The sequence below is a fragment of the Vibrio sp. 10N.261.51.F12 genome, assembly GCF_041471725.1.
In the GTDB taxonomy this organism is placed as follows: domain Bacteria; phylum Pseudomonadota; class Gammaproteobacteria; order Enterobacterales; family Vibrionaceae; genus Vibrio.
The window spans coordinates 138,600-163,845 of record NZ_JBFROV010000005.1 but is presented as its reverse complement, the minus strand read 5'-3'; the positions used below and the strand labels follow the sequence as shown (position 1 = coordinate 163,845).

Below are 25,246 nucleotides of genomic sequence, written 5' to 3'. Positions count from 1 at the left end.
TATAGTGTATTTGTGGATAAGTCTGTGAATATTTGGGGGATAGGAGAAAGGGTGAAAACAATCGTAATCAAAAGAGACGGCTCTCGTGCTCCGTTTACAAAGGATCGTATAGAAGCTGCCGTAGTAAGAGCAGCAGAACATGCAGACAAAGCGCTTGAGCTGTATGCAACCAACGTTGCGTTAGCGGTCGAACTGAAGTTGCAGGATTGCGAACATGTAGACATCCAAGAGATCCAAACGTTAGTCGAGAATGAGCTTATGCAGGGACCTTACAAAGGTCTTGCGCGTTCTTACATCGAATATCGTCATGACCGTGATTTGGCTCGCGAGAAAAAAAGCGCGTTGACCAAAGAAATCGAAGGGTTGATTGAAGAAAGTAATGCTGACCTACTGAATGAGAATGCAAATAAAGACGGCAAAGTAATCCCTACTCAGCGTGATTTGCTTGCTGGTATTGTCGCGAAGCATTACGCAAAAACACGTATTCTGCCTCGTGATATTGTTCAAGCCCATGATGAAGGTGATATTCACTATCATGATCTTGACTACGCGCCGTTTTTCCCAATGTTCAACTGTATGCTTATTGATCTTAAAGGCATGTTGACTCACGGATTTAAAATGGGCAACGCTGAAATAGATACACCTAAATCTATTTCAACGGCTACAGCAGTTACTGCACAAATCATCGCTCAAGTGGCAAGCCACATTTACGGCGGTACAACGATCAATCGTATTGATGAAGTATTAGCACCTTATGTAAAAACGAGTTTTGATAAGCACTTAGAAATTGCTAAAGAGTGGGATATTCATGCACCTGAGGAGTTTGCTACTAAGCAAACGGAAAAAGAGTGTTATGACGCGTTCCAATCACTTGAATACGAAGTCAATACCCTTCACACCGCAAACGGTCAAACTCCTTTTGTTACGTTTGGTTTTGGTCTTGGCACTAGCTGGGAATCAAAGCTGATTCAACAATCTATTTTAAAGAATCGTATTGCTGGCTTGGGTAAAAATCGTAAAACAGCGGTGTTCCCTAAATTAGTCTTCGCGATCAAAGATGGATTGAACCATCAAGCACAAGATCCGCATTACGATGTCAAACAATTGGCATTGGAATGTGCAACAAAGCGTATGTATCCAGATATTCTTAACTACGACAAAGTCGTAGAGATTACAGGCTCTTTTAAAACACCAATGGGCTGTCGTAGTTTTTTGAATACCTACGAGGAGAATGGTGAATTGCAACATGAAGGACGAAATAACCTTGGTGTTGTAAGTTTGAACTTGCCACGTATTGCAATAAAAGCGAATGGTGATCTCGATAAGTTCTATGAAATATTGAACGATCGAATGACACTTGCTCGCCGTGCGCTTGAAACTCGTATCAGTCGCCTGGAAAAAGTGAAAGCTCGTGTAGCGCCTATCTTGTATATGGAAGGGGCATGTGGTGTTCGTCTTAAAGCTGATGACTCTATTGCACACATCTTTAAAAATGGTCGTGCCTCTATTTCATTGGGCTATATCGGTGTGCATGAAACCATGACCGCGCTGTTTGGTGCGGACGTACATATGTACGATGATAATGACATCCGTGATAAAGCGTTGGATATCATTAAGCACATGAAAGAAACCGTGAATGCTTGGACTGAAGAAACGGGTTACGCATTCAGCCTATACGGAACACCAAGTGAAAATTTGTGCAGCCGCTTCTGCCAAATTGATGCGAAAGAATTTGGTGTGATTGAAGGGGTTACAGACAAGGGTTATTACACGAATAGTTTCCACTTAGATGTGCAAAAGACAGTTAATCCCTACGACAAAATAGACTTTGAGATGCCTTACCCAGAAATTTCGTCTGGTGGTTTTATTTGTTATGGCGAATTTCCGAACATGCAGCGGAATGTAGAAGCGTTAGAGAATGTTTGGGATTATAGCTACAGTCGAGTCCCTTACTACGGAACAAACACGCCAATTGATGAGTGCTACGAGTGTGGCTATACCGGTGAATTTGATTGCGCAAGTAAAGGGTTTACTTGTCCTAAGTGTGGCAACCATGATTCATCTAAAGTATCCGTAACGCGTCGTGTTTGTGGGTATTTAGGCAGTCCTGACGCTCGTCCGTTTAACTTTGGTAAACAAGAAGAAGTTAAGCGCCGAGTTAAGCATTTATAATAAGCCGTGCTAAGCATGCTTATGAAAAGCATGCGAACGAGAAACAAAGTGCCACGCTAATGTGGCACTATGTTTTTTGATTATGTGCTTACGTTGTGCATTCAATCGGCTACCTATCCATGATTTATGATTTATGATTTATGATGTAGGTGGTCTGTCGTTTACCCTTTTATCCTATGCCGATACACCATGATATGGTGAATCAGAGACACAAGTACTATGAATTATCACCAGTATCATCCCATCGATGTGGTTAATGGCCCGGGAACAAGGAGTACACTTTTTGTCTCTGGATGTGAGCATCAATGTCGTGGCTGTTATAATCAGACAACATGGTCGTTGCGTTCAGGCCATGAATTCACACAACAGTTAGAAGATCAGATCATCGCTGATCTTAATTGTACTCGTATTAAAAAACGTGGTCTTTCGTTATCCGGGGGAGACCCGTTGCACCCAGCGAACGTTGAGTCAGTGCTGAAGTTGGTCATGCGAGTGAAAGAAGAGTGTCCAGGTAAGGACATCTGGTTATGGTCGGGCTATACGCTATCGGCACTGTCACTTGAACAACAACGAATCGTAGACCTTATTGATGTACTCGTGGATGGGAAGTTTGAACAGAACTTGTTTGACCCTGAGTTGGAATGGCGAGGCAGTGCGAATCAAATTATCCATCGCTTTACCGATATTATGTAATAGCCATAGAAATACCATATGCTTCGTCAATAAACAAAATCCCTGCCACCTCGATCTCCGGCCGTATTGTCACCTGTTTTCATAACAAGCAAACTAAAGACCCCATAGCACAAGCAATGCTATGGGGTCTTTATTACGCAAACTTTCCTTCTGAATCTATAGAAAACACAAAAGTATTTCAAAAATTTGTTTCTAGTGATAACGTTGACGCCATCGCTTGAATTTCAAAGGGTTGTGACTTTCATGTTTTCTCATTTATCCGAGCCTACGCTCGATCCTATTCTGTCTCTTTCGGTTGCGTACCGAAATGATCCTCGCCAAGACAAAGTTGATCTTGGCATTGGTGTTTATCGCAATAGTGATGGCCAAACACCAATAATGAAAGCCGTTGCAGAAGCGCAACGAATCGTGACTAGTGAGCAACAAACTAAAGCTTATGTTGGACTGGCTGGCTGCGAAGAGTTTAATCAAAGCCTTGGTAAGGTTGTATTCGGTGAAACACCCATTTACGACCGTATGTCAATTATTCAAACACCAGGTGCCAGTGGCGGCTTAAGAATGTTAGGTGACTTACTTAACGTCGCAGCGCCGGGTACAACAGTTTGGTTATCGAATCCTAGCTATGTTAACCATAAACCAGTGATGGAAGCGGCAGGCTTGAATGTTAAGTATTACCGTTATTTCAACGCCGTTACAAAACAAGTAGACACTGACGCCATGCTGACCGATATCAGCACCGCGGGTGTGGGCGATGTCGTGTTATTGCATGGTTGTTGCCATAACCCAACCGGTGCTGATATATCGCTAGACGATTGGAAACAAATTACTGAACTCAGCGTTCGGAATGGATTTGTTCCATTTGTTGATGTTGCCTATCAAGGGTTTGGCGATGGGTTAGAGCAAGATGCATTCGGACTTCGACACATGGCAGAAAACGTTGAAGAGATGTTGTTAACAACCTCCTGTTCCAAAAACTTTGGTTTGTATCGTGAACGCACCGGTGCGGCGGTTGTGATCGGTAAAAATGCCAAAGAGGCCGCGAATGCAAGAGGTAAACTACTAACATTAGCTCGCTCAACGTATACGATGCCGCCTGATCACGGTGCGGCGTTAGTAAAAACCATACTAGCGGATGAACATCTAACGGGACAATGGAAGTCAGAATTGGTGGAAATGCAGCAAAGATTGGTTTCGCTGCGTGATGGGTTATGCAAAGAACTTAAAAATAACCATTCATGTGACGAATTTGACTTTATCATGGATCACAAAGGTATGTTTACTGTGCTAGGATTTAGTGCAGAGCAGATGCAGCGTCTTCGTGTTGATTTTGGTATTTATGGTGTTGACGATGGCCGAATCAATATCGCAGGTTTATCTGAAGTGCAGCTACCTTATGTTGCCGATGCGTTGATATCAGTGAATCAGTAACATAATAAGAAAAGTATTGTGTTCTGTCAGAATGTTATCCAATTATAAATAATAATTAAGTGCACAGTAGTGCCATGTTGAATAGAGCTATAAAGGTGAATAAATGAAACCGTGGAAAGTAATTTTACCACTGATGTTGAGTGGCGGCTTAGTTGCTTGTTCTACTACGACTCCAATTGAACCTGTTAACCCTCCGCAAGTTGAGAAACCTACAACAGATTCGAAAGTGGACGAGACCTCGGTTGACTCTGACGCCACTAAATCGGAAGCTGATGCAGACAAAGCTAAACAAGAAGGTGAGGTAACGAAACCTGCAGAAACCAAACCTGTAGAAACCAAACCTGTTGAAGCAAAGCCCGCTGAAAAACCGGTAAAACCTGTTGCGAAACCTGCGCCTGTTAAAACAGAGGAAGGTAAACTGATCTTAGGCGAGCAAGAGTATGTTCGTTTGGTTGATATGAAAATAACGACCAAAGCCCGTATTGATACAGGCGCGACAACTTCATCGTTAAGCGCAGTCGATATCGTTCCTTTTGAGCGTGATGGTAAAGATTGGGTCAAATTTAAAGTTAAGCATAAAGGCATTGAATCTAAAGAAATGAGTATGCCTGTTGAGCGTTGGGTGAAAGTGAAACAGTCGAGTTCAGATGAAAGCGATAAACGCCCAGTGGTAACATCGGTGATTACTATAGGCGACATGACCAGTAAAACTGAGTTTACGCTGGCGAATCGTACGCATTTGAAATACCCAGTGTTGTTAGGGAGAAGTTTTTTCCGAGATGTTGCATTAGTAGATGTCGGTAGAAAATACGTTCAACCAAAACCAAGCACCAAATAAACGTTGTTGCTTTGATTAAAAAAGGCTTTCGAAATGAAAGCCTTTTTTGTTACTTGAGTTTGACATATAGCTTAAGCAGGGCAGTCAATGTGTCATGATTAATTGACCTAATGGTCTAAAACTCAAATCGAACCGCCATTTCTACTTGCGTGCCATAAATACCGCCGTCTTTTAAATCAGCACCAAGAGAAAGTTGGTCAGTTGAATGAAAGCGTGCACCGGCGCTCCAAATGAAGACGGTATCATCTCTTCTATTTAACATACCAATTTGACCCACACCTTCAACATTTTCAAGCAACCATACTCTTGAGCCTATGTTGAACTCAGACATAAACTCGCTATCAAATTTTTCGTCGTCACGAGTCTTTACATTATGAACAAGAAGCTGACCATAGATATCTGCAAACTGACCGGCTGGTCCATTAAACCCAATCCCTCCAGCTACGTCCCAATCGCCCTCAAAACGAGTGTCACCTTTTAAAATAAAGTGCGTGTTTTCAGTAAAGAATGTACTAAATCCAGCGCCAATCGTACCTGGGTTAGCGCCTAGGCGAACTTGAAAAGCATTGTAATTAAAGTTGTTAGCTTGAACTAACGTAGGGGCGGCGACTGCGAGCGCTAAAAGGGCAGTACGACTTGCTTTACCTAGCATGAGAACTCCGTAATAAAATTGGGCGACATAAGGTCAATGTGAACAATTCGTCAAGTATATATAAAAAAGGTCTGCAAAATACAGACCAATTTATCTTATGTCACCAATTTATTTACATTATTTGAATATGGTCGACCTCTATTTCTGGTGTTGAGCCGCTTTCATATTCACCGTATATGCGAACTTTGGTTTTATTGTCGATAGGAGAAGATAGAACAACATCATCTAACTCGATTTGAATTTCTGCTTTTCCATCACTGAAAATAAATTTGTCACCTTTAATTTGGCGGACTAAATAACCATCAATAATCACATCCTTTTCACTAAACATGCTCGTATCATTGAGAAGCTCAGAAACCGAGACTGTATCGACGGGACCATTATAAACAACGGAGGTTTGAGCGTGGTGGTCGCCGCCTTTCGCTAGTGCTAACGCAGGCGTTAAAGATAGAGCAGCAATAAGACTAATCGTTGTTTTTTTCATCGTAAATATCCTTTGTATTAGGGAAGTGCTTCAGTTCAGAGTCTATTTAAACGCACTTAAACTTAACCACGCGTGAGGGGCTTATTCATTTTCCATTCACTCATAATGCAATTAAAAACTAATGGGAGAGCGTTTGGGATATTCTTTGAAAAAAGGTAAACTAACCAAAGGTTTTTAAAGAGATTTAGTAGCGTATGCGTCGGACTTCACAAGCATTGATGGTGCAAGGAACAACTTCAGATGCCGGTAAAAGTGTTTTGGTGGCAGGTTTATGCCGGGTGCTGGCAAGATGTGCAGTTAAGGTGGCACCATTTAAATCTCAAAATATGGCGCTTAATAGCGGGGTAACGGACGACGGCGGAGAAATTGGCCGTGCGCAAGTCGTGCAAGCTCAAGCGGCTCGAGTGCAACCAACGGTTGATATGAACCCTGTTCTGATTAAACCTAACTCGGACATTGGTGCTCAGATTATTATTCAAGGTAAAGCGTTTGCAAATATGGATGCGGTCGACTTCCATGGGTATAAAAAAATCGCTATGCCGTATGTTATGGAATCATTTGACCGGCTCAGCGAGCAATTTGATACGGTTATTATAGAAGGGGCTGGTAGCCCTGCTGAAATCAACCTCAGAGAGAACGATATTGCCAACATGGGGTTTGCTGAGAAAGCCGATATCCCCGTGATTATTGTGGCGGATATTGATCGAGGAGGTGTATTTGCTCACCTTTATGGAACCTTAGCATTGTTGTCTAAATCCGAGCAAAATCGCGTGATAGGCTTTGTTATTAATCGATTTCGCGGCGATATCTCACTATTAGAGTCCGGTTTAGATTGGTTAGAAGAAAAAACAGGGAAGCCAGTGCTTGGCGTGATTCCATATTTACATGGGCTCAATATCGAAGCCGAAGATGCGATCGCAGGTGAACAGATTAAAAACGAACAAACCAAGATCACGATTGCCGTACCAGTATTGACTCGAATTAGTAACCATACCGATTTCGATGCGTTACGACTTCACCCCGATGTCGACTTTAGATATGTAGGGAAAGGAGAGTCATTAGGCAGTGCTGACCTAATTATTTTGCCGGGTTCCAAGTCGGTGCGTGATGACTTAGCGTATCTTCGAGAACAAGGTTGGGATAACGAAATATATCGCCACCTGCGCTATGGCGGCAAGGTCATGGGGATCTGTGGTGGGTATCAAATGCTTGGGCAGAGTATCGATGACCCATTAGGTATTGAAGGCGCTGCTGGAAAAACTGTTGGACTCGGTCTTCTTAACGTTGAAACAGTGCTTGCGGAAACGAAACAATTGAAAAATGTAATTGGCACAATTGAACTAGCAGGGAAATTACAGCCAGTTCAAGGGTATGAAATTCATGCTGGCGTGACGCATGTCAACGAACATCAGCCGATTACGCGCGCTGATCATGTCGGTGAGGGGGCGTTAAATCAAGATTCTTCGATATTAGGCACTTATTGGCATGGAGTCTTTGACTCACCGGATTTTGTCGAGTTACTTACAAGTTGGGTTAATGGAGAACAACTCAGTCATTTTTCGATCGTTGATGAAAAAGAGAAAGCGATCGACCGAATAGCCGATGCGTTGGAGTCCCATATGGACCTTAACAAGCTTTGGCCTGACATGAGGCTGGAACGTCAATGAAACGATTAGCGATTCTTTTTTTAGTGACGCTGTCACAGAGTGTGCGCGCGGAAAAACTCACTATTTATGCCGCGTCTTCAATGACGAACGCAATCGATGCTCTGGCTGTGGAATATGAAAAAGTACATGATGTAGATGTGATTAAGGTTTTTGGTGGTTCAGCGTCGATTGCTCGGCAAATATACCGTGGGGCGCCTGCTGATATTTATATTTCCGCTAATGCTAAATGGGTCGATTACCTACTCGAACAAGGCGTCGCGTCATCTGATGACACTCACGTGATTGCGAAAAACCAATTGGTTGTTGTGGCAAACACTGATCAACAAAAGTCATCGCCACTTATGGTCTCTAGTTTTGAATCATGGCAAAAATCACTGGGCTCTGGTCGACTTGCTATTGGCATTCCGGAATCTGTTCCTGTCGGTGCTTACGCACAACAAGCATTGACTTCACAGGGAGTTTGGCAAAAACTAAAAACTAAAACGGCCCCTTTAAGTAATGTGAGACAAGTACTGGCAATGGTCGAAAGGGGGGAAACACCGCTTGGTATTGTGTATAAAACCGATGCACTGTTGAGCTCAGACGTGAACGTCGTCGCTCGATTTGGAGACGACACCCATGATCCTATTGTCTATCCTTTGGTTAACGTTACCAAAACGAAGCAGGCTGAATCCTTTGTAGAATTTATCTTGTCTGGTAGTGGTCAAACTATCTTGCAGTCTTATGGCTTTGATAGTGCAAATGATGATCGTGAATAAATGATAGTAGCGAATAAATGATGTTGACCGATTACGAAATACAAGCATTATGGTTGAGTCTAAAAGTAGCCGGGGTGGCTATTATTTGGTTGATACCATTAGGTATTGCTTTTGCTTGGCTGTTAAGTAAGAAAACGTTTTTTGGTAAAAGCTTTCTTGATAGTTTGATACATTTACCCTTAGTACTCCCACCCGTTGTTGTCGGATATTTGTTATTGGTATCAATGGGCCGTCAGGGTTTTATTGGTCAATTTCTCTATCAATGGACGGGCATCAGTTTCAGTTTTAGTTGGAAAGGAGCGGTATTGGCTTGTATTGTGGTCGCACTGCCCTTAATGGTCCGCTCAATACGGTTGTCGTTAGATAACATTGATTACAAGCTTGAACAAGCTGCTCGTACTCTTGGTGCGTCATCATTTCGTGTTTTCTATACCATTACTTTGCCGTTAATCATCCCTGGGGTGATAAGCGGAACCATGCTGGCATTTGCGCGTAGCCTTGGTGAATTTGGTGCAACAATAAGTTTTGTATCAAACATCCCAGGCGAAACTCAAACGCTTCCTCTCGCCATGTACAACTTTTTAGAAACACCAGGAGCCGAAATGGCAGCAATGAGGCTTTGTATCATTTCTGTCGTGATCTCTTTAGCCTCACTTTGGTTCTCTGACGGACTGAATCGGTGGACAAGTAAGCGCTTGGGGGTGTTAAGGTGAGTGCGATTAATATATCCGTTCAAAAGCGACTACCTGAACAAACTTTTGACTTTAGAACCACATTGCCGCCTAAGGGGATCTCGGCCGTTTTTGGTCGCTCAGGTGCGGGTAAAACAACGCTAATTAATTTACTGTGTGGTTTAACTAAGCCTGATACTGGCCGTATTCTCGTCAAGAATCGAGTTCTGTATTGCTCTGAAAGTGGTATTGATATCCCTGTCGAACAGCGAAAAATAGGGTATGTATTCCAAGACGCACGCTTGTTTCCTCACATGAGAGTGCAACGTAACCTATGTTACGGCGTCACTTTATTTGACCGGAACCATTTTGATGAGGTTGTGTCATTATTGTCTATCGAAGCGTTATTACAGCGGTATCCTTCGGAATTATCCGGTGGAGAAAAGCAGCGAGTGGCCATCGGAAGAGCACTGCTGAGTAAACCCGATTTGTTATTGATGGATGAACCTCTTGCGTCGCTAGATTTACCACGTAAACGTGAGTTAATGCCTTATCTCGAACGTTTGTCGACGAAAATCGATATTCCTATCATTTATGTGACACATAGCTTAAATGAAATCTTACGACTCGCTCAGCATCTCATCATTATTGATTCAGGGACCATTGTTGAGTCAGACACCATAGAGAAGGTATGGCGTTCGTCAGCGATGCAGGCTTGGCAGTCTTTTTCGGACAAAAGTGTATTGTTCAAAGGTCAAATATTGGAGCAGAACAGACATTACGCTCTAACAAAAATTGCACTTAATGAACAATGTTACTTATGGGTTCAGCATACTAAAGGCGCAATCGGAGAACCGGTACGTTTAAGAGTAAGAGCGAATGATGTCTCTATTGCATTGGATCGCCCATCAAAAACATCCATAAGAAATATTCTGGCTTGCCAAATTCAGTCAATAAACCAAGGTTCTCACGGCTCCTCAACGCAAAGTGTCGAGGTTTTGCTGAGCTTAGGCAACGGTGCAGAATTGATCGCTGTTGTGACGCAGTGGGCGAAAGAAGAATTAGGCTTAAGTGTCGGGCAACGTGTGTATGCACAAATCAAAGGGGTGAGCGTCGCTCAGCGAGATGTCGCTCTAGAGCCACACTACTAAGTTAATGTTGTTGTATCTAGGTCTAGTGATTAACACAAACTGATAGGGATCTGTGCCTAAGTGATTAGCTGGGACACATTGGATAAAAAATCAGGCGAGCGGGTGTAAAAAAGGCGCTATGTCAGCGCCTTCATTATTTTAAACGTTATTTTTCAAAAACTTCTTTGAACTCACGTTTTAAGATTGGGTCACGACGTGCCTTCTTAATTTGTTTAACCATATCTTTAATACAGTTATGAAGAACCTTATCGATTAGATTTGCTCGGTAATCTTCTTTTTCTTCATCGCTCATATCTTTTGGAAGATCCATCGATGCAAACTCTTCCATCGTATTCACGCCTGCAAAACCTTGGCTTACAGAGATAAGGGCGTGAAATTGCTCGAAGTTATCAAGAATATTTTGAGCGCTTCCTGGTAGTGAGTCCCACGCCTCGCGCACTGCTTCTTCTGTGACTTCATGAATAGAGACAATCATGTTGTGCAGTGCTTCTGGTACGTCATCAAATTCAATGACTTTACGCAATTCAGGTGAGATGGTGGTTAGATCAACGGTTGTTACTTCGGTGTTTTCTGTGTCAGACATACGGCTATCTCTCTGAATAATGTTCGCCTATCCTAAAAAAGGTAGGATAAAAGTCAATGATAAACTGACTTTTAATAAAAATCCTAAATTTAATGCAGACTTTGTTCAGAAGTTGTCTATTTGATTTCAATTTATGGGCTTAGATGAATATTGTTCTATTATATGTTATACGTCTAAGATAACTATAAAGTTTATTTTTTGCAGGGAAGACTATGATTCCGATGGATTCTTCAATGAGAATATTACTCGTTGATGACGCGCAGCTAGAAAGGATGCAACTTCAGATTCGTCTTAAACAGTTGGGGCACGAAGTCGAAACGGCAGCGAGTGGCCAAGAAGCTCTCGAGCGCTATCCGAACTTTGAGCCTGAATTAGTGCTTCTCGATATTTCTATGCCCGACATGGATGGATTTGAGGTTGCTACTAAAATTCGTGAGCGTTACCTTGAGGATTGGATTCCCATCATCTTTTTGAGTAGTCATGATGAACCGGAAATGATTGCGAAAGCGATTCAAGCGGGGGGGGATGATTACTTGGTCAAACCAGTGAACAAAATTGTCCTTCAGTCCAAATTGATTGCGATGCAAAGAATCGCTCATATGCGTCGAGAGCTAAAGCAAGCTAGTGCCCAATTAAAAGAAGCCAACAAGGCACTTCAACATCAAGCGAATGAAGATGGGTTGACGAAATTATTTAATCGTCGCTATATGGATGATACGCTTTCGGATCTCATTCAATGGCATGGACGGCACCAAATGCCATTTGCATTAATTTTGTTAGATGTCGATCACTTCAAAGCATACAACGATAATTATGGTCATACTCAAGGTGATCAATGCCTTATCGATTTAGCACAATTTTTGGACGTTATGTTCATACGAAGCGGAGAATATGTCGGGCGATATGGCGGTGAAGAGTTTGTCATATTTATTAGTAAATGTGACATTGCTGAGGCGGAAAAACATGCCGCGCGTGTTAACACCGGCGTATTTGACCTCAACCTTAAGCATGAACATTCTATAACAGCGGATAGAGTGACCCTGTCACTTGGTGTGATCAGTGTGATACCATCAGGAGGCGAGCCTATAAATGAATTGTACGAAAGCGCCGATAAATTGCTTTATCAGGCAAAGCGCAAAGGTCGAAATCAATATGTTTTACCTGCGGAGCGAGACTTACACGTTTCTATCCCATAAACTCTTGAGATAACTTGAACATTAACCTTAATCGACATTGTAAAGCGGTATCTATAATATAAGTACCAAGCATTGTGATACAACCACTCTATGAGGTTTTGAGTGCGCTATTTATTCCCAGTGATTTCGCTTTTGGCAGTCTCTTCTCCGGTTCATGCTGACCCTCGATATGCGAGTATTTTTGAAGACAGCTTTGCGGCTGCCATCATACTGACGGACAGCGACGCATTGACGTTGGGCTTTAAAGACTTCGATCCTAATGATTGGCTTAATTTAGATAACGATAATATTGGATCTCAGGACGCCCTCGATCTTAGAAAAAGTATTGGGGTTTCGTCTTTACCTTTCACTTTTGATATTGGTAATAATAATCTCATTGAACAACGAGCGGTACTCCGGTTTTCTGCTCTTCGTGCTGAGGGTGATGTTGTCGATATCCCCAACGAAGCACCTGATGTACATAAAGAAACGATTCTTGGTGTTTTCAGTGGTTATGAACAAGAAATACCGTTTGCAAAGCACTGGAGTTTTGAAACGGGCATCGGTGTCCATTTACAATACTATTTCAGTGATTACAACTTCAACTCGACGATCTCTCAAGAACAACTAAAACCCCTTATTGATGGTCAATTAGTGAATACCAGTGCGTGGGCAGCAACAGTGCAACCCAAAGCTGGCTTTGTCTATACCGCGCCACGGGAGTGGGGGCATGTTAAATACAATTCAACGTTCAATTACTTTTCAGGTGTTGGGTGGGGACAAGCAAACGATGGTGATGTCGGCTCCCCGGAAGGCTGGTACTGGTCCAACGAAGCAAAGTTTTTTTACGATGTAGCAGACTGGGGACGCTCGATTCAAACGCTCTATTCGAGTATTAGGCGCGTCGATGTAGGTGGTGACACTGTCGGTCCAATTGGAGCAGATCATTATTACGAAGGTACCGTCGGGTGGTTGATGACACCGCCATTTCATATTCAATTTGTGGATAATATAGGTATAGGCTTGAGCTTAAACTATGGTAGTGCGCTAAAAGGTGGTAGCTTGGTGCTGTTCTTCAATCAGGATTAAATGAATTTTAGAAGCCGTGTTAAAAACCAATAACACCAAGAGCTAAGACATTACGTGAACTCGGTTTCTTCCTAGTTCTTTGGCTTTATAGAGTGCGTTATCTGCCTTTTTCAAAGCCTCATCAGGTTTTTTTGTGTTTTTACTATCAGATGCACCGATACTAACAGTGATACTCACTTTTGATGTATCGCTCCCTTTACCTCTTTGTTGGGCGCCGGTTTTATGATTTTTTGGTCGCTGCTTAGTATCCCTTATCACCATTTGATAATGTTCAATATCGTGACGGAGCTCTTCCAAAAAGGGCTTACTTTCCTTTACAGTTTTGCCTTTAAACAAAATAGTGAACTCTTCACCACCGTATCGATACACTTTCGCGTTCCCGCCAGTTGCGGTCATTTTAGAGGCAACAAGCTTGAGCACATCATCTCCAGTGTCGTGGCCATATGTATCATTAAATTTCTTAAAGTGGTCAACGTCGAGCATCGCGATAGTAAATTTTCGCCCTAAATGTTTCATATCCATCTCTAAGGCGCGGCGGCCAGGGATATTCGTCAACCGATCATTGAATGCCATTTGATGACTGGCGGAAATCACATAGATAATGACTAAAATACCGGCAAGTGAAAATAGAGTGCTTGAAACAAATGGTAAGTGGAAAAATATAAATGTCGTACTAGTCAATAAAATGCAGGTGTAGACAACGGCATCAATTGGACGATTGTAATTGAGAACAGAAATACCGGTCGTACCGGTAATAGCGATGCAATATAAAATTAACACGATAGGTAATCGTGAGATCTGCGGAAAGGCAAATAACAAGTTCTCTGCAAATCCGTTAAATCCGCCTGTATAAAAATGCGTTAATATTAACCAGGTCCACATTAAAAAACTAAGCACAATCGCGGTAAAAAGGTACATGCCCTTGTTAAAGATACCGGTATCAGGAAATAAAAATGTTAAGCAGCATGATACGGGCAATAAAAACGCGACCAACGACAACTCTAGTAATGTTGTACCTGTCGAGATAGGGGTTTGTAATCGTATTTGAATAATAGCGTAAGCGACGAGCATGGCCATTGACACCATGGCGATACGCGATTGTTTGAAGCTGTGGCTCAAAGCAAATGCAGTCGCAAACAGGATATAAGGGAGATTGGTGGAAAAACCAAAATTAGCTTGAGCAGCCTCGATAATATGGTTCATTCCAAATAGAACGCAAATAATTAATACGACAGGAATGAACAGTCGGAACAAGTTGGAACTAGCAACGGATGTCGACATTAATGCTACGGCTCGAAACATATTAATTTACAGGAATATGACTTCTAGCATACGGTAATTTGATGATTTGCCAAGTGTTTTGTTACTGATAAATCCCAAAGTATGATGTTTGGCGTCGAATTGTCGAGCAGATAAAAGAGAGTGGCAATAGGGTTTTTGACGATAACAAAGCGATGAGACGGAAGCGATCCGATTTCTATAGGGAATAGGTTGACCCGCATGCTCATAATCGACAACATAGAGTCATAGCTTGTGAACTCAAAGGAACGTAGGAATGGGATTTTTTTCAAAGTTGTTTGGCGGTAAAAAAGACGTGGCGGTTAAAGAGGTTGAGCCCGTAGAGTATAAAGGATTCTTAATATATCAAGAAGCAATCTCTGAGGGAGGGCAATATCGCATTGCCGGAAAAATCACCAAACTAATAGGTGAGGAAACTAAGGAACACCGCTTTATCCGCTCGGATGTTTTGGGTAATGAATCTGACGCCAATGAACTGATGTTAAAGAAAGCTCAAATGTTCATTGATCAGATGGGTGACAATATTTTTTAATTCATCTTATAAAATACTCTAGAAACGTACAAAATCGTTGTATTTTTGTTCAGGAAAGACCAGTGATAGTTTCCCGCATAAATTGATGCTGGTCATCCGATTTTAATGAAAATTGTCATAACATGACTTGTCTACCTGAATTCTTGCTGTAAATACTTAAAATGAAACAGGTATGACCTCTAGACACACTTCATAAATGTGGTTTTTTTACTGAAAAAGTTTGTTTTATTTCGATTACATTCCGTTATATGTAATGAATAATTGTCTTTTTCTTACAAAAGGCTTGATGTTATAAAGTTGGTTAGTTAAAAAAGAAGAATCATTCTGCCAATAGTTAAGGAATAGCTATGCAAATTGGTGTGCCAAAAGAAATTCTCGCGGGTGAAACGCGAGTCGCCGCAACGCCGAAGTCGGTTGAGCAGCTACTAAAATTGGGATTTGAAGTCTCAGTTGAAACTCAAGCAGGTTCCCTCGCAAGTTTCGATGACACTGCGTATATCGACGCAGGCGCTAAGATCGTAACGACAGAAGAAGTTTGGAATTCAGAGCTTATTTTTAAGGTCAATGCCCCAACCGATGAAGAGATTACTCTTTTAAATGATGGTGCGAGCTTAATCAGTTTTGTATGGCCAGCTCAAAACCCAGAGTTAATGGAAAAGCTATCGAGCAAGAACATTAACGTGATGGCGATGGATGCCGTTCCTCGTATCTCGCGTGCGCAAGCACTCGACGCACTAAGTTCAATGGCTAACATTGCGGGCTATCGCTCAGTGGTTGAAGCTGCGCACGAATTTGGTCGTTTCTTTACCGGACAGATTACGGCAGCAGGCAAGGTACCGCCCGCTAAGGTTTTAGTCGCAGGTGCTGGCGTTGCTGGTCTTGCTGCAATCGGTGCTGCCGGAAGCCTTGGGGCTATTGTGCGTTCTTTTGATGTTCGCCCTGAAGTCAAAGAGCAAGTTGAGTCGATGGGGGCTGAGTTTCTTGAAGTCGATTTCAAAGAAAACTCTGGCTCGGGTGATGGTTACGCTAAAGAAATGTCTGACGAGTTCAACATTAAAGCCGCTGAGCTTTATGCTGAACAAGCAAAAGACGTTGATATCATCATTACTACCGCATTAATCCCGGGGCGCCCAGCGCCGACATTGATCACCAAAGAAATGGTCGACTCAATGAAAGCCGGTAGCGTGATAGTTGACCTTGCCGCTGCGAATGGCGGTAACTGTGAATACAGTGTTGCTGACCAAGTTATCACGACACCTAATGGTGTGAAAGTGATTGGTTACACAGACATGGTGGGGCGTCTTCCGACTCAATCATCGCAGCTTTATGCAACCAACATTGTCAACTTAATCAAGCTATTGAGCAAAGAGAAAGATGGCAATATCAATATTGACTTCGATGACGTAGTGCTTCGTGGCGTCACTGTGGTTAAGGAAGGTGAAGTTACTTGGCCTGCGCCTCCGATTCAAGTTTCAGCGCAACCAGCAGCAGCAAAAGCGGCGCCGGTAAAACCCGCGGAGAAAATTGAAGAGCCGACATCACCGGTTAAAAAGTTGGTAGGTTTAGCGGCTGGTTTAGGCGCATTTGCCTGGATTGCTTCCGTCGCACCTGCTGCATTTTTGTCACATTTTACGGTGTTTGTATTGGCATGTGTGGTTGGTTACTACGTGGTTTGGAATGTGTCACACGCACTGCATACGCCACTGATGTCCGTCACTAATGCGATCTCAGGCATTATCGTTGTTGGCGCTCTACTTCAGATTGGTCAGGGTAATAGTGCAGTGACCGTACTGTCATTTATTGCAGTATTGATTGCAAGCATCAACATATTTGGTGGTTTTACCGTCACCAAACGTATGCTTGAAATGTTCCGTAAAGACAAATAGGAGGCGACATGTCTGCAGGATTAGTACAAGCCGCTTATATTGTCGCGGCGTTATTTTTTATCATGAGTTTAGCTGGCCTGTCTAAGCAGGAGTCTGCTCGTTCAGGTAACTATTACGGCATTACTGGTATGGCAATCGCTCTTATCGCGACGATTTTCAGCCCAGACGCTCAAGGCTTTGTTTGGGTTATCATCGCGATGGTGATTGGTGGTTCAATCGGTGTTTTCTACGCTAAAAAGGTAGAAATGACAGAAATGCCTGAGCTGGTTGCAATTCTTCATAGCTTCGTAGGCCTTGCGGCGGTTTTAGTTGGTTACAACAGCTATTTAGCACCACCGGAAGCCATTTCAGCTATCCCGTCTGAAATTCACGCTGAACATGTCATCCATTTAGTTGAAGTATTTTTAGGTGTGTTCATTGGTGCGGTCACGTTTACGGGCTCAATTGTTGCGTTCTGTAAGCTACGTGGTGTGATTTCTTCTTCACCATTGAGTATTCCGCATAAGCATAAATGGAATCTTGCGGCGATCGTGGTTTCAACACTACTCATGATTTACTTTGTGAAAGCAGATGGAAGCATGTTTGCGTTGATCTTGATGACGTTAATCGCATTTGCGTTTGGTTACCACCTTGTGGCATCCATTGGCGGTGCTGATATGCCAGTCGTTGTTTCAATGCTTAACTCATATTCAGGTTGGGCAGCAGCGGCAGCGGGCTTCATGCTTGCGAACGATCTCTTGATTGTTACTGGTGCATTAGTCGGCTCATCTGGTGCAATTCTGTCTTATATTATGTGTAAGGCAATGAATCGCTCGTTTATTAGTGTTATTGCCGGTGGCTTTGGTCAAACAGTGGTTATTTCTGAAGATCAGGAATACGGTGAACACCGTGAAACGACCGCGGAAGATGTGGCTGAAATGCTGAAAGACAGCAAGTCCGTTATTATTACTCCAGGGTACGGTATGGCGGTCGCGCAAGCACAATATCCGGTTCATGAAATCACAGAGAAACTTCGTGCTCAAGGTATCAATGTTCGCTTTGGTATCCACCCAGTCGCGGGCCGTTTACCTGGGCACATGAACGTGTTGCTTGCTGAGGCCAAAGTGCCATACGACATTGTACTCGAAATGGACGAACTCAATGACGACTTCGCTGAAACTGATACTGTTTTGGTTATAGGCGCTAATGATACGGTTAACCCCGCCGCGTTAGAAGATCCAAATAGTCCAATTGCGGGAATGCCAGTACTAGAAGTTTGGCATGCCAAGAATGTGATTGTATTTAAGCGTTCAATGAATACTGGTTATGCTGGGGTTCAAAATCCACTCTTCTTTAAAGAAAACACATCAATGTTATTTGGTGATGCTAAAGAAAGTGTCGATGCTATTTCGAAAGCACTCTAATTAGTCAATTAGATTCAGAAGCCAGCGCTAAGCTGGCTTTTTTTTGCGCTATTTACCGGAAAAAGACAGTATTTACAGAATATTTACGTGCACTTGGCTTGCTTCTTACCGATAATATATACAACTCTGTTGCAATCTCAATACTTAGAGACACGATCAGCCCTTGAATAAACTAAGTCATACATTATTTCTCGCAATCACTTTGTCGCTAAGCGGTTTTGCAAGCGCTGAATCCTTGCCTGAGCGCATCGATAAATTCGTCACCTTTTTCAATTATGAACAAGCTAGTGCGTCTTACGATATTCGAGTGATCCAAGCAGACTACCCAACACAATTGTTAACGCCGTTGTCAATGCTCCCTCAAACGAGTAAGTATCCATTAAAGTCAATACAACAACTTTATCGCTTAGCCGATCAATGTAGTGGAAAGCTACCGTTGAGTCCCTTGATTACGGAACCGTTAGTCTTTACCCGAGCAATGTGTGGTGGCAGAAAACTATCGACTAAATGGTTTGCTCGAAGTGGTTTAATCCATCCGGGAGGAGGGACTTACGCGGCGAGATACCTAACGAAATATCCTGAAAAGAAAGAAGAATTAAAGAAGTTCATGCACATCAATGAGCGTGAGTTGTCGCCGCCTAAATCGTTGCTTGGCCGTTTGCAAGTGATGGATGAGCAAACGGTTATTTCGTTGATTCGCGGATCATCAATGTTTGTGGAAAATGATGAGCTTTGGCTACGCAGGGGAGATGTCTATTATCTATTCGAACCCAGTGTGTGGAAAGCGAACATTAAAGAAGCCGGGTTGAATTATAAGCTCGCATCACAAACGACGACGTGTTTTGTTCAACGAGGTAACCTATGTTGGGAGGTTGAAGACCATTCTGATGTATTAAGAATTAGTATGATCGTTTTGATCATTGCTAATATACTGTTAGTACTTGGCTGGGCAATCTATCGTTGGAATACGAAACGTGAAGAAATGCGAAGCCGCATGTTGGTGCTTCAAATACTCACTCACGAATTAAGAACGCCGATTGCCAGTTTATCACTTACGGTTGAAGGCTTTCGTCGAGAGTTTGAACGCTTGCCAGAAACTGTCTATGATGAGTTTAGGCGCTTATGCGAAGATACACGACGCCTTAGACAATTAGCAGAAGCGAGCAAAGATTATTTGCAGTCTGATAATAAACCACTTGCAACAGAGTGGTTACCGTCGGTAAAAGATTGGTTAAGTTTCAAAGCTGAAGAAGAGTTTGAAGTTGACGTCAATCTGACTATTGATGAAGACATCGCTGCTAAGATCAATATATATTGGTTAGGTACATGTATTGATAACCTACTTCGCAATGCCATTAAATATGGTGTGGCACCAGTAACGTTAAATGTAATTACTTCCTCAAATTCGTTACGAATTGAAGTAATCGATAATGGTCCTTTGTCGGCAAGCGATTGGCGCGAACTGAGAAAACCATTTGTAAGTAAGGCTGGGCTTGGACTTGGGCTTACGATTGTAGAATCTATGGTTGGACGCATGGGTGGGAAAATGTCCCTCGCCGGACCGCCAACAACATTTATATTGGAGATACCCTGTGAAACAGACACTGCTACTTGTTGAAGATGACAAGAATCTAGCTGACGGCCTTTTAGTAAGCTTAGAGTTAGCCGGGTATAACTGCTTGCATGCAGAACTTATCTCCCAAGTTGAACAATATTGGGCAGAAGCCGATTTAGTGATACTTGATCGTCAATTGCCTGATGGTGACTCGGTGCAACACTTGCCAGGTTGGAAGCAAATAAAAGACGTTCCCGTTATTCTAGTTACCGCGCTGGTAACCGTTAAAGATAAGGTGACGGGCCTTGATGCTGGTGCTAATGATTATCTGACAAAGCCATTTGCGGAAGCGGAGCTGTTTGCTCGCGTTCGTGCTCAGCTTCGTGCGCCAGAATCTGATATTGAAGAGACAAACAAAGTCGTTACAGAGAGTCTGATTATAGACAAACTAACACGCGAAGTTGATTACAAAGGTGAGCTAATTACCTTAACTCGTACAGAGTTTGACTTATTACAGTTTTTAGCAAGTAACCTCGGACGTGTCTTCACTCGAGATGAACTACTTGACCATGTTTGGGGATACAATCATTTTCCTACCACACGAACTGTGGATACACACGTATTGCAATTACGCCAAAAACTTCCAGGACTGGAAATAGAAACACTGCGTGGTGTTGGCTATAAAATGAAAGGCTAATGTCAAAACAATCACTGCTCCTTATTGCTTCATTACTCACGGCATCAACCCAGGTTGGTGCCGAGTGGTTTGAATCTAATACCCCGATATCTCAGGCTCACCGACACTTATTAACGAATGATCAAGAGTCGATGTTCCAGTCTTTAGTTGAAATCTGGCAACAACAGCCGTCGAAAACGATCAAAAGTCATATCAATCGACTTTTCTTGCAATCCTTAGAAGTGGACTGCGGGAAAGGTTATGTATCCCAACCGTTGCCGGAATGGTTAAAGTCCGTCGTGGTCAAGCAACAGTCGATACAAAGCCCAGGCCGTGACACTTTTCAAGCCGACGTCGAAATAGAGTCAGATACCGAAATCGCCAATATCACTTTAAAAAAGTGGGTTGACCGTAATGTGTCGAGTGACAGCGAGTTTTACAATCGAAATATTGGTGACCCTGTCACTAAATCAATGCATTTTGGAAAACGTTACAACCTCGCGTCGCCAATAGAAGTGGGTTTGTATCGGCTTGAAATAAAGAGAGCCGATGGTGAAGTATGGAGCCAGTGGTTAATCTTTACCGATCAAGCTCTGAAGCAAACGGTGCGGTGGTCTGCAAAAGATGAATGGAAAATTGAAAAAAAGGCATTGCTTAACCCTTACTGCCCATTACCTAAGCTCGAAGTAGGGCTTTACGACTATATTGATGGCAAATACACGCAAATATGGGCCAAAGAATACGAATCGGATTATCCATCCACGCTTGAAGCAAAAAATATCGTACCCGATCGATATGTCCTCGCCATATCTATGACCCAGAGCCGTTGGCAGGGCCCCATCTTGTTTGAACGCTCACAAATTATTAGTAAGACGTTTGATGTGTCTGCTGATGATTAACCTCATAAAGTGACACATAATTACTAAAGTTAATTCAATTGTTGCCGTTAATGTACCCATAAAGGATTAACGGCACTTTTCAAATGAACACCAGAATTAAAACGCTTACCGCACTCACTATATTGTCTTCTTCTAGCGTCGTAGCATCATCACTAGCGATTGATGCTCGAGGTGATGCAATGGGTGGTGTTGGTGTTGTATCAGCATCCTATTTAACCGCACCTTTCTATAACCCCGCCTTAGTGGCGATTTATCGAAGAAATGATGATGCGGGTATGCTCGTCCCTAGTTTAGGCGTGAGTTATAACGATGAAGATCAAATGCTCGACAAAATTGACGACGTGATTAACTCACCGTCAGCCGCATCTCTTGATGCGCTTAATGGGACCCAGGCGAAAGTCGATTTTGGTGGTGCGGTTGCATTTGGCATCCCAAATCGATACTTAGCTGCCAATATTTTTGGTAAAGCGTATGTAGAAAATGTCGCGACACCAGATATTGATCAAACAGGGTCGAGTGATGCTGACAGAGCAAACAAATCGGCAGTGAAAACGGCTTCTGTAGCAATAACAGAGGTTGGAATATCACTTGCTAAATACCAGACACTCTTCGGTCAGCATTTTTCATTCGGCGTTTCGCCGAAACTTCAGCGTGTATACACCTATACTTCCGTTAGTTCGCTGAATGATTTTCAACTCAACAATATTCGTGAAAATTCACAAGGTGAGACTTCTCTAAACTTAGATGCCGGTGCTCTATGGTTCAATGGGCCATTTAGAGCTGGTATATCGGCAAAGAACATGTTGTCGAAAAATATTAAAACGCAAAGTGGCACTGTTAATGTCGGAGGACGAGATATTGATTATGGTTACGAATATCAATTATCGCCTTTATATACGGTCGGCGCTGGCTTTGTGGCTGATTACTTTCAATTCTCTGTCGACTATGACTTAAATGAAGAAAAGAAGTTCACCCAGTTCGATGACAATGTCCAAATGTTGCGCGCGGGAATTGAGATTGACCTCGTCAGACAAATTCAACTGAGGGGAGGGTACATGAAAAATATGGCTCGCGATTCAGAGGGTACCCTGACTGCAGGTATAGGCTTGAGTCCGTTAAACATACTTGAAATCGATATAGCTGCAAGTTACACATCGCCACAAGCTATGGGGGCTTCTATTAACTTTCTGACGACTTACTAGCGTCGATAGCGCTTGCCTCTAGAAAATTATCGTTTATAGTCCTCCTTTACGAATGATACCCTCATCGTCGGGAGGACTTTATGTTTGACGATTTACCAACACTGTCCCATCAAGAGCAACAAGCTGCCGTAGAGCGCATTCAAGAGTTAATGCAGCAAGGCATGAGCACTGGACAGGCAATTAAAATCATTGCCGATCAAATTAGAAAAGATAAAGCAGAGTCATCAGAAAACAAATCTTAAACTTTGTGTAATTCTCGAATCACGTAAAGCCCTCATTAGAGGGCTTTTTTTTTGCCTTAGATAAGCGTTACGTCATACTTTCCCCCCAATGCACGGCGCAGTGTTTTATGCTGCCAGTGTAAGAGTGAATGTTTGAATGTGTAATTTAATTACACATTCAAAATCAACAAGGAATGGCACAGCATAATATGCTGTGCCATTCCTTGACGAGGTCACCGCAGTAGTAAGTCTTTACTTGCTTGATGAAACAATCGCAAAAATTGGCCATGTAATAAGCCGTAAAAGTTATTAGAATCTCAATAAAAATGGGTAGCTGAAGTGGGATAGAAAAACCGCGATTGCTTTTCAACATTACTACGGTAATTAGCGCTGAAGACTAGAAGCAAGCTGAGAATATCGCGTGTGACCGTGTAACTTAATTTGCATCTAAAGCACTATAACTCATATTATTGACCTGGTTAACGCGCTTCTTTCGATAGAATTCATCATAAAGTGTCACCTAAACTTACTCGCTGTGGTGCCGTTCAATTAACGTAACAGCGCCGTTGTCTGGTTCCGGTCTGCGTTTAGTTTTTTTCATTCGGGTGATGGGTTCGACGTGCTAGTACATTACGTATCTCGCATTAACCGCCTGATGCCTGAAATTTTGCTGCGTCCGTTTTCCAAGACCAAGCCAAATCCTTAAGCTAAATGAAGCAAGATAATGATCGCTGGTTCTTCTTTAAGGTGTGAATGATGGCGAGCATAGCGACTTACTCAAATAAAGCATGTCTTCCTACGGTAATAATCTCAATTTTTAAACCGCGTAACTTTCATCAAGCCTCAGTCGGCTATGATTTCCACGAAAGATATAGTGTCACGTTTAGCGATTCAATTGGAGGGTGACTAGCGTTTAGTGGTGACGGCATGAAGCATATATGATACCCAGACTTATGTTAGCCAATCGCAGAGTGTCGACAATACGCATAAAAACCTAACCGTTTTGGATAACGTATTTTTGAAGTCGATCCTAAACCAGTGTAGTTAAAGTTAGAATTAGATAAGGTTCGTGCTTACGAGTAACTTCTCAATTGCTGCGTACACAAACGAGTTAAAAACGAGATCGCGAACTGCAGACGAAGGCTCGAAAGGACCAGGCTTGCCAAAGGACGTAAAAGCCTAAAATATATTGACCAATTTTAAAGCAGCGCTATACGCGTGCACAAGGTGTTATCGGTCTTACCAAGCACGGGTTCATCACAAAACAGGAGCGAGCTGTATAAATAAACAGTAGTAATGATGAGGCAAGAGTAAATATAAAACCAGACGTACATTAAATGGGTGTGAACAAAACGACTCGAAATCATATCAGGTCTTAGCTTTGCTAATCTTGAGCGTATCAACCAACTCAACAACGATCGTAAAGTATTCGAAGGGGTGTTGAATGGCACGTAAGAACCCAATAAAAGAGTATGTCCGCCGTCATATGACCGATTGTAATCTCATAGCATTGTGTGATCACCGTATTTTATTCGAGGGACATCCAACAAAGCATAAACGGCATACGGACAGGATCTATTAAGAATGCACTTGATACCATTCAACCAAAGTTATCGAGCCGAATACAGTTACATCCCAACGCACTATAACTTATTGATTTATTACTATAAGTATTATTTCATTCACTTACACGCTAACAAAATAAACGACACCACAAAATGGCTAATCACTTGAACACTAAAAGCCTATTAGAGGGTGAATCAATCAACACCGATTACCAGTCTGGTTATGATAATTTCAAATTCCAATTCCTTGGACTGAATTAACGACTAGTCGGTGTAATCAGAACCGCGCGAGATTCATTAATACTAAAACCAGGCCAACACATGTCATAAGATAAGCATCCCAAGCTTTTATTATTTATTGGGTTGGTCGCTACTGTGCCGTAAACCAATGCCGACCGGTAGGCCGTTTACGTGAAAAACTCATCGTCTTGACGAACAGAATACAACTCGCGCTAGTAGAGCGTTTTGAATGGCTCATAAAACATTAAGTGCCAGAGAGGCGACATTATTTTTTCGTCTAATTTGCGGCTGTTGCTGTTAGAGGTGTAATAAGCCGAACGCCGTATGATGCGCTGCAATGATGAAATCAAGCCGTTCGGATTGTATGAAGAGTTAAAACGGATGTTATTATGTCTCAGCAGCATAAA

The 25,246-nt window shown here is 42.5% G+C and carries 22 protein-coding genes; 18 read left to right on the top strand and 4 right to left on the bottom strand.

The features are described from left to right. Positions 1–51 precede the first annotated feature (51 nt). The 4 genes from nrdD (at position 52) to AB4405_RS03320 (ending at position 5,131) form a co-directional block, all read left to right on the top strand. Positions 52–2,172: an anaerobic ribonucleoside-triphosphate reductase gene (gene nrdD, locus AB4405_RS03335; RefSeq protein ID WP_372059623.1), complete on the top strand. Its 2,121-nt coding sequence runs from the start codon at positions 52–54 to the stop codon at positions 2,170–2,172. A 219-nt stretch (positions 2,173–2,391) separates the two neighbouring features. After that, positions 2,392–2,865: an anaerobic ribonucleoside-triphosphate reductase-activating protein gene (gene nrdG, locus AB4405_RS03330; RefSeq protein ID WP_372059622.1), complete on the top strand. Its 474-nt coding sequence runs from the start codon at positions 2,392–2,394 to the stop codon at positions 2,863–2,865. A gap of 243 nt (positions 2,866–3,108) precedes the next feature. Then, positions 3,109–4,293 (top strand): amino acid aminotransferase, encoded by a 1,185-nt coding sequence (locus AB4405_RS03325; protein WP_372059621.1) that lies wholly within the window; start codon positions 3,109–3,111, stop codon positions 4,291–4,293. Between the two features lie 103 nt (positions 4,294–4,396). After that, positions 4,397–5,131: a RimK/LysX family protein gene (locus tag AB4405_RS03320; protein WP_372059619.1), complete on the top strand. Its 735-nt coding sequence runs from the start codon at positions 4,397–4,399 to the stop codon at positions 5,129–5,131. A gap of 115 nt (positions 5,132–5,246) precedes the next feature. Here the strand turns inward: AB4405_RS03320 and AB4405_RS03315 are convergent, their stop codons facing one another. Further along, entirely contained in the window at positions 5,247–5,783 is a 537-nt protein-coding gene (locus AB4405_RS03315) for a hypothetical protein (protein ID WP_372059618.1), read from the bottom strand. 112 nt (positions 5,784–5,895) lie between these two features. After that, positions 5,896–6,267: a YgiW/YdeI family stress tolerance OB fold protein gene (locus AB4405_RS03310; RefSeq protein ID WP_102468563.1), complete on the bottom strand. Its 372-nt coding sequence runs from the start codon at positions 6,265–6,267 to the stop codon at positions 5,896–5,898. 194 nt (positions 6,268–6,461) lie between these two features. Between AB4405_RS03310 and AB4405_RS03305 the strand changes: the two genes are divergently transcribed. Genes AB4405_RS03305 through modC form a run of 4 tightly spaced genes read left to right on the top strand, consistent with a single transcriptional unit; the run spans position 6,462 to position 10,514 of the window. Further along, positions 6,462–7,934, top strand: a complete 1,473-nt coding sequence (locus AB4405_RS03305; protein ID WP_372059617.1) for a cobyric acid synthase — start codon at positions 6,462–6,464, stop codon at positions 7,932–7,934. Then, the gene (gene modA, locus AB4405_RS03300) at positions 7,931–8,692 is read left to right on the top strand and encodes a molybdate ABC transporter substrate-binding protein (RefSeq protein ID WP_372059615.1); all 762 of its coding nucleotides are present in this window, start codon (positions 7,931–7,933) and stop codon (positions 8,690–8,692) included. The genes AB4405_RS03305 and modA overlap by 4 nt, the downstream gene beginning before the upstream one ends. 20 nt (positions 8,693–8,712) lie before the next feature. Then, positions 8,713–9,405: a molybdate ABC transporter permease subunit gene (gene modB, locus AB4405_RS03295; RefSeq protein WP_102468641.1), complete on the top strand. Its 693-nt coding sequence runs from the start codon at positions 8,713–8,715 to the stop codon at positions 9,403–9,405. Continuing rightward, positions 9,402–10,514 carry a molybdenum ABC transporter ATP-binding protein ModC gene (gene modC / locus AB4405_RS03290; protein ID WP_372059614.1) on the top strand — a complete coding sequence of 371 codons (1,113 nt, stop codon included), beginning with the start codon at positions 9,402–9,404 and terminating at the stop codon, positions 10,512–10,514. Before modB ends, modC begins: the two co-directional genes overlap by 4 nt. Positions 10,515–10,659: 145 nt before the next feature. Here modC and AB4405_RS03285 read toward each other — a convergent pair whose 3' ends face one another. Continuing rightward, a complete protein-coding gene (locus AB4405_RS03285; protein WP_102468567.1) occupies positions 10,660–11,097 on the bottom strand; it encodes a DUF3069 domain-containing protein in 438 nt (145 codons plus the stop codon). 233 nt (positions 11,098–11,330) lie between these two features. Between AB4405_RS03285 and AB4405_RS03280 the strand changes: the two genes are divergently transcribed. Both AB4405_RS03280 and AB4405_RS03275 read left to right on the top strand, forming a co-directional pair. Next, entirely contained in the window at positions 11,331–12,293 is a 963-nt protein-coding gene (locus tag AB4405_RS03280; protein WP_372059612.1) for a GGDEF domain-containing protein, read from the top strand. A gap of 102 nt (positions 12,294–12,395) precedes the next feature. After that, complete coding sequence (locus tag AB4405_RS03275; RefSeq protein ID WP_372059611.1) at positions 12,396–13,361, top strand: Solitary outer membrane autotransporter beta-barrel domain; 966 nt, start codon at positions 12,396–12,398, stop codon at positions 13,359–13,361. 42 nt (positions 13,362–13,403) lie between these two features. Here the strand turns inward: AB4405_RS03275 and AB4405_RS03270 are convergent, their stop codons facing one another. After that, the gene (locus tag AB4405_RS03270; protein ID WP_102468569.1) at positions 13,404–14,642 is read right to left on the bottom strand and encodes a GGDEF domain-containing protein; all 1,239 of its coding nucleotides are present in this window, start codon (positions 14,640–14,642) and stop codon (positions 13,404–13,406) included. A gap of 274 nt (positions 14,643–14,916) precedes the next feature. Between AB4405_RS03270 and AB4405_RS03265 the strand changes: the two genes are divergently transcribed. The 8 genes from AB4405_RS03265 (at position 14,917) to AB4405_RS03230 (ending at position 23,055) form a co-directional block, all read left to right on the top strand. After that, positions 14,917–15,192 (top strand): HlyU family transcriptional regulator, encoded by a 276-nt coding sequence (locus tag AB4405_RS03265; protein ID WP_102468570.1) that lies wholly within the window; start codon positions 14,917–14,919, stop codon positions 15,190–15,192. Positions 15,193–15,539: 347 nt separating this feature from the next. Next, positions 15,540–17,078, top strand: coding sequence for a Re/Si-specific NAD(P)(+) transhydrogenase subunit alpha (gene pntA, locus AB4405_RS03260; RefSeq protein WP_102468571.1), 1,539 nt, complete (start codon positions 15,540–15,542; stop codon positions 17,076–17,078). Positions 17,079–17,086: 8 nt separating this feature from the next. Continuing rightward, on the top strand, positions 17,087–18,481 hold the full coding sequence (pntB, locus tag AB4405_RS03255; RefSeq protein WP_102468572.1) for a Re/Si-specific NAD(P)(+) transhydrogenase subunit beta: 1,395 nt from the start codon (positions 17,087–17,089) through the stop codon (positions 18,479–18,481). A gap of 163 nt (positions 18,482–18,644) precedes the next feature. Then, complete coding sequence (vxrA, locus tag AB4405_RS03250; RefSeq protein ID WP_372059610.1) at positions 18,645–20,099, top strand: sensor histidine kinase VxrA; 1,455 nt, start codon at positions 18,645–18,647, stop codon at positions 20,097–20,099. Continuing rightward, a complete protein-coding gene (gene vxrB, locus AB4405_RS03245) occupies positions 20,074–20,733 on the top strand; it encodes a response regulator transcription factor VxrB (RefSeq protein WP_102468574.1) in 660 nt (219 codons plus the stop codon). The genes vxrA and vxrB overlap by 26 nt, the downstream gene beginning before the upstream one ends. Further along, positions 20,733–21,611, top strand: a complete 879-nt coding sequence (locus tag AB4405_RS03240) for a DUF2861 family protein (protein ID WP_372059609.1) — start codon at positions 20,733–20,735, stop codon at positions 21,609–21,611. Before vxrB ends, AB4405_RS03240 begins: the two co-directional genes overlap by 1 nt. An 83-nt stretch (positions 21,612–21,694) precedes the next feature. Then, positions 21,695–22,813, top strand: a complete 1,119-nt coding sequence (locus AB4405_RS03235; RefSeq protein WP_372059608.1) for a conjugal transfer protein TraF — start codon at positions 21,695–21,697, stop codon at positions 22,811–22,813. A gap of 80 nt (positions 22,814–22,893) precedes the next feature. Beyond that, positions 22,894–23,055 carry a YoaH family protein gene (locus AB4405_RS03230; RefSeq protein ID WP_102468577.1) on the top strand — a complete coding sequence of 54 codons (162 nt, stop codon included), beginning with the start codon at positions 22,894–22,896 and terminating at the stop codon, positions 23,053–23,055. Positions 23,056–25,246: the final 2,191 nt, after the last annotated feature.

What these genes read in the sequence shown, in the direction of transcription:
- nrdG (WP_372059622.1), top strand. Translation starts at nt 2,392, where the DNA reads ATGAATTATCACCAGTATCATCCCATCGATGTGGTTAATGGCCCGGGA.
- AB4405_RS03325 (WP_372059621.1), top strand. Translation starts at nt 3,109, where the DNA reads ATGTTTTCTCATTTATCCGAGCCTACGCTCGATCCTATTCTGTCTCTT.
- AB4405_RS03320 (WP_372059619.1), top strand. Translation starts at nt 4,397, where the DNA reads ATGAAACCGTGGAAAGTAATTTTACCACTGATGTTGAGTGGCGGCTTA.
- AB4405_RS03315 (WP_372059618.1), bottom strand. Translation starts at nt 5,783, where the DNA reads ATGCTAGGTAAAGCAAGTCGTACTGCCCTTTTAGCGCTCGCAGTCGCC.
- AB4405_RS03310 (WP_102468563.1), bottom strand. Translation starts at nt 6,267, where the DNA reads ATGAAAAAAACAACGATTAGTCTTATTGCTGCTCTATCTTTAACGCCT.
- AB4405_RS03305 (WP_372059617.1), top strand. Translation starts at nt 6,462, where the DNA reads ATGCGTCGGACTTCACAAGCATTGATGGTGCAAGGAACAACTTCAGAT.
- modA (WP_372059615.1), top strand. Translation starts at nt 7,931, where the DNA reads ATGAAACGATTAGCGATTCTTTTTTTAGTGACGCTGTCACAGAGTGTG.
- modB (WP_102468641.1), top strand. Translation starts at nt 8,713, where the DNA reads ATGTTGACCGATTACGAAATACAAGCATTATGGTTGAGTCTAAAAGTA.
- AB4405_RS03285 (WP_102468567.1), bottom strand. Translation starts at nt 11,097, where the DNA reads ATGTCTGACACAGAAAACACCGAAGTAACAACCGTTGATCTAACCACC.
- AB4405_RS03280 (WP_372059612.1), top strand. Translation starts at nt 11,331, where the DNA reads ATGAGAATATTACTCGTTGATGACGCGCAGCTAGAAAGGATGCAACTT.
- AB4405_RS03270 (WP_102468569.1), bottom strand. Translation starts at nt 14,642, where the DNA reads ATGTCGACATCCGTTGCTAGTTCCAACTTGTTCCGACTGTTCATTCCT.
- AB4405_RS03265 (WP_102468570.1), top strand. Translation starts at nt 14,917, where the DNA reads ATGGGATTTTTTTCAAAGTTGTTTGGCGGTAAAAAAGACGTGGCGGTT.
- pntA (WP_102468571.1), top strand. Translation starts at nt 15,540, where the DNA reads ATGCAAATTGGTGTGCCAAAAGAAATTCTCGCGGGTGAAACGCGAGTC.
- pntB (WP_102468572.1), top strand. Translation starts at nt 17,087, where the DNA reads ATGTCTGCAGGATTAGTACAAGCCGCTTATATTGTCGCGGCGTTATTT.
- AB4405_RS03240 (WP_372059609.1), top strand. Translation starts at nt 20,733, where the DNA reads ATGTCAAAACAATCACTGCTCCTTATTGCTTCATTACTCACGGCATCA.
- AB4405_RS03235 (WP_372059608.1), top strand. Translation starts at nt 21,695, where the DNA reads ATGAACACCAGAATTAAAACGCTTACCGCACTCACTATATTGTCTTCT.
- AB4405_RS03230 (WP_102468577.1), top strand. Translation starts at nt 22,894, where the DNA reads ATGTTTGACGATTTACCAACACTGTCCCATCAAGAGCAACAAGCTGCC.